The organism is Roseateles sp. P5_E11 (genome assembly GCF_054049355.1).
The window spans coordinates 1-3,013 of the sequence record NZ_JBFUMO010000654.1 but is presented as its reverse complement, the minus strand read 5'-3'; the positions used below and the strand labels follow the sequence as shown (position 1 = coordinate 3,013).

At 71.6% G+C, this 3,013-nt stretch carries 4 protein-coding genes; all 4 read right to left on the bottom strand.

Annotated features, from left to right (window positions below):
• The coding region (locus ACXJKR_RS28645; protein WP_457325724.1) for a FliI/YscN family ATPase at positions 1 to 920 on the bottom strand (920 nt) is incomplete at its 3' end.
• Positions 920 to 1,555: a type III secretion system stator protein SctL gene (sctL, locus tag ACXJKR_RS28640; protein WP_457325723.1), complete on the bottom strand. Its 636-nt coding sequence runs from the start codon at positions 1,553 to 1,555 to the stop codon at positions 920 to 922. The genes sctL and ACXJKR_RS28645, both read right to left, overlap by 1 nt.
• Positions 1,537 to 2,238: a SctK family type III secretion system sorting platform protein gene (locus ACXJKR_RS28635; RefSeq protein WP_457325722.1), complete on the bottom strand. Its 702-nt coding sequence runs from the start codon at positions 2,236 to 2,238 to the stop codon at positions 1,537 to 1,539. Before ACXJKR_RS28635 ends, sctL begins: the two co-directional genes overlap by 19 nt.
• Complete coding sequence (sctJ, locus tag ACXJKR_RS28630; protein WP_457325725.1) at positions 2,238 to 3,008, bottom strand: type III secretion system inner membrane ring lipoprotein SctJ; 771 nt, start codon at positions 3,006 to 3,008, stop codon at positions 2,238 to 2,240. Before sctJ ends, ACXJKR_RS28635 begins: the two co-directional genes overlap by 1 nt.
• Between the last annotated feature and the right edge of the window lie 5 nt (positions 3,009 to 3,013).

Sequence of the window (3,013 nt, the reverse complement as noted above, 5' to 3'; positions counted from 1 at the left end):
GAGCCACGCTCGCCCTGCCCCGCACGCTCCAGCAATTGCGGCAGCATGGAGAAGATCGACGGCGGGTAGCTGCGACGCGTCGGCGGCTCGCCGCTGGCCAGGCCGATCTCGCGCTGGGCGCGCGCAAAGCGCGTCAGCGAGTCCACCAGCAGCAGCACCTTCTGCCCCTGGTCGCGGAAATGCTCGGCGATGGTGGTGGCCACATAGGCCGACTTGATGCGCTCCATCGGCGGCCGGTCGGAGGTGGACACGACCATCACCGTGCGGGCCATGCCATCGGTGCCAAGGCTGCGCTCGATGAACTCCTTCACCTCGCGGCCGCGCTCGCCGATCAGCGCCACCACGTTGACGTCGGCCGTGGAGCCCCGCGCCAGCATGCCCAGCAGCGTGCTCTTGCCCACGCCGGGCGGCGAGAACACGCCTACGCGCTGGCCCTCGCCGAGCGTCAGCAGGCCGTCGATGGCACGGATGCCGGTGACCAGCGGCTCGGCCACCATGCGGCGTGCCAGCGGGTTCACCGGTGCGCGCTGGACCGGCATGCGCGCCAGCGCCTTCAGCGGGCCCTTGCCGTCCATGGGCTCACCCATGGCGTCGAGCACCCGCCCGAGCAACCCGGGCCCGACGGGGCAGACATGGCCGCGGCCCGAGGGCACCACCTCGGTCAGCGCGGAGATGCCGGTGGTCGGCCCCAGCGGCGTCAGGATGGCCACCTGCTTCTGAAAACCCACCACTTCCGCCAGCAGCGGCGGCTCGCCCGGCGTGCGCAGCTCGCAGAGTTCGCCCACATGAGCCTGGATGCCGGTCGCGTCGATCAGCATGCCCACCGCCTTGCTGACGCGGCCGCGCACGCCCACGGTGGGCAGGTGGCCGAAGGCGCGCGACAGGTCGTCGACGATGCTTTGCGTGGCCAGCTCGTCCATCAGCCCTGCTCCGTGGGCTGCAGCAACCCGCTGCGCTCCACCGCGGCGCGAAACGCGTCGAGCTGCGCATCAACACCGATCTGCAGCGTGCCCGAGGGCGTCYGCAGCACGCAGGCCTGGGCCGGCAGGGCCGGGTCGGCCACCACGGCCAGCGCCTGGGCCCAGGCCAGCTCGCCGCCGATCTGCCGCAGCGCCGTGCGCACATGCTCCTCCTGCGCAGGCGCCACGCGCAGCATGACGAAGGGCTCGTGGCGTACCAGGGTGTCGACGCGGCGCAGCGCAGTCTCCAGCAACGCCGCCGGATCGGCCTCGCCCAGGAACTGCCGCACGGCCTGGGCGACGATCTGCGCCATCGCCGCGCGCAGTGCCTGCAGCTGACGCTGTGCGGCCAGGGCCTCGCCCACCAGCTGCTGGGCGTATTCGGCGCGTGCCGCCTCCAGCCCCTGCTCGTGACCCTGGCGGCGGCTGTCCTCGGCCTGCTGCCGGGCCTGCTGCTCGATGCGGCGCGCCTCCTGCCGCGCGGCCTCCACCACGGCCGAGGCGTCCAGCAGCGCGGCGTACTCGGCCTCCTTCAGCACCTTGCGCTCGCTGAGCAGCTGCAGGTTGTCGGTCGTGATCAGAAAAGCCAGTCCCATTGCGGCAGTCTTTCCGGGACGATGCACAGCAGCATCAGCTCCCTGAGTTGTTCGAGCTGGCGCGGCTGCAGCGGTGGCACGCGCAAGCGGCTCACGCGCTGCGGCAACTTGAGCCGGATGCGCTGCAGCACCGCCGGCCCCTCGGGCAGCAGTGCGCCCGTCAGCAGCCGGTAGCCGCGCTGCACCATCACATGGCCGGCCGCATGCGGGTGCTCTTGCAGCCGCTGCATGTCGACGCGGATGTGGGTGAGCTGGGGCACGCGGTCGAGCACGAAGTCGACCGCGTCATCGGCCACGCGCAGCGCCTGCCGCCGCACCTGGCTCCCCAGGCCACCCCRCAGACCGAACAGCGGCTTGTGCGCCGCGAAGCCACAGTAGATGGCCAGCAGCCGCAGCGAGGTGGCGTCCATCAGGTCCACGCGCTTGAGCTGGGCATCGAACTGCAGGTCCACGGTCTCGTCGGCCAGGCCGCGGGCGCGCAGCAGTTGGCCAAGCACGGCGCGGCCCGCGGGGCCGAGGCGCGAGATGCTGCGGTGGCGCACCGGCCAGTCAGGCGGCAGCCAGCTGGGGTGCAGTCCGTCCTCTGGATGCAGGCCCTGGCGCAGCGCCAGGCGCAGCATGTCCAACGGGCCATGCTCAGGCGCCGCTGGCGCCGGTTCGCTGGGAGCTTGGACGGTTCGCATCAGCGCTTCAACAGCTGGCGCCGCGCCCAGGTGCGCCAGTCCAGGCCCTGGCGGCGCAGCAGGCTGGGCAGTGCGATCAGGCAGGCCACCGCGGCCAGCAGCAGCACGCCGAGCGTGACTGCCGTGCGGTCGAGCGACAGGCCTGCCACTTCGTAGCGCACTGGCAGATCGGCGGCCGCCGCCGCGCCGCTGGCACGCCGTGCCTCCACCAGCGACAGCGAGACCTGGTCGTGGGACAGGCCCTCGATGCTGTGCGCCACCATGTCCTTGACGGTCGGCGCCAGCAGCCGCAGGTCCACGTCCGCACGGTATTTGATGAAGACCGCGGCCGACGAGGGCTTGAGCTTGTCGCTCAGCGGGTCGTTGGCCGGGATCACCACATGCACCCGGGCGGCCACCACGCCGTCGATGGTGCGCAGCGTCTGCGACAGCTCCTGCGACACCGCATAGATGTAGCGCATGCGCTCTTCCGACGGCGTGGACACCAGGCCCTGCTTCTGGAAGACGTCGCCCATGCTGGCGTAGCGGTCGTGCGGCAGCCCCTGCGAGCGCAGCACGTCCAGCGCCGCGGGCAGGCGGCTTTCCTCGACCTTGAGCTGCCAGAGGCCGCCCTCGGCAGCCTCCTTCTCGGCGGGGATGCTCTCCGAGGTCAGCGCGGCCAGCATCTCGTTGGCCTCGCGCTCGTTGAGGTTGGAATACAGGTCGACCTTGCAGGCGGCAAGGGCGAGGCACACGACCAGGGCCGCGGCAGTGCAGAGTTGCCTAGCCATTGTTC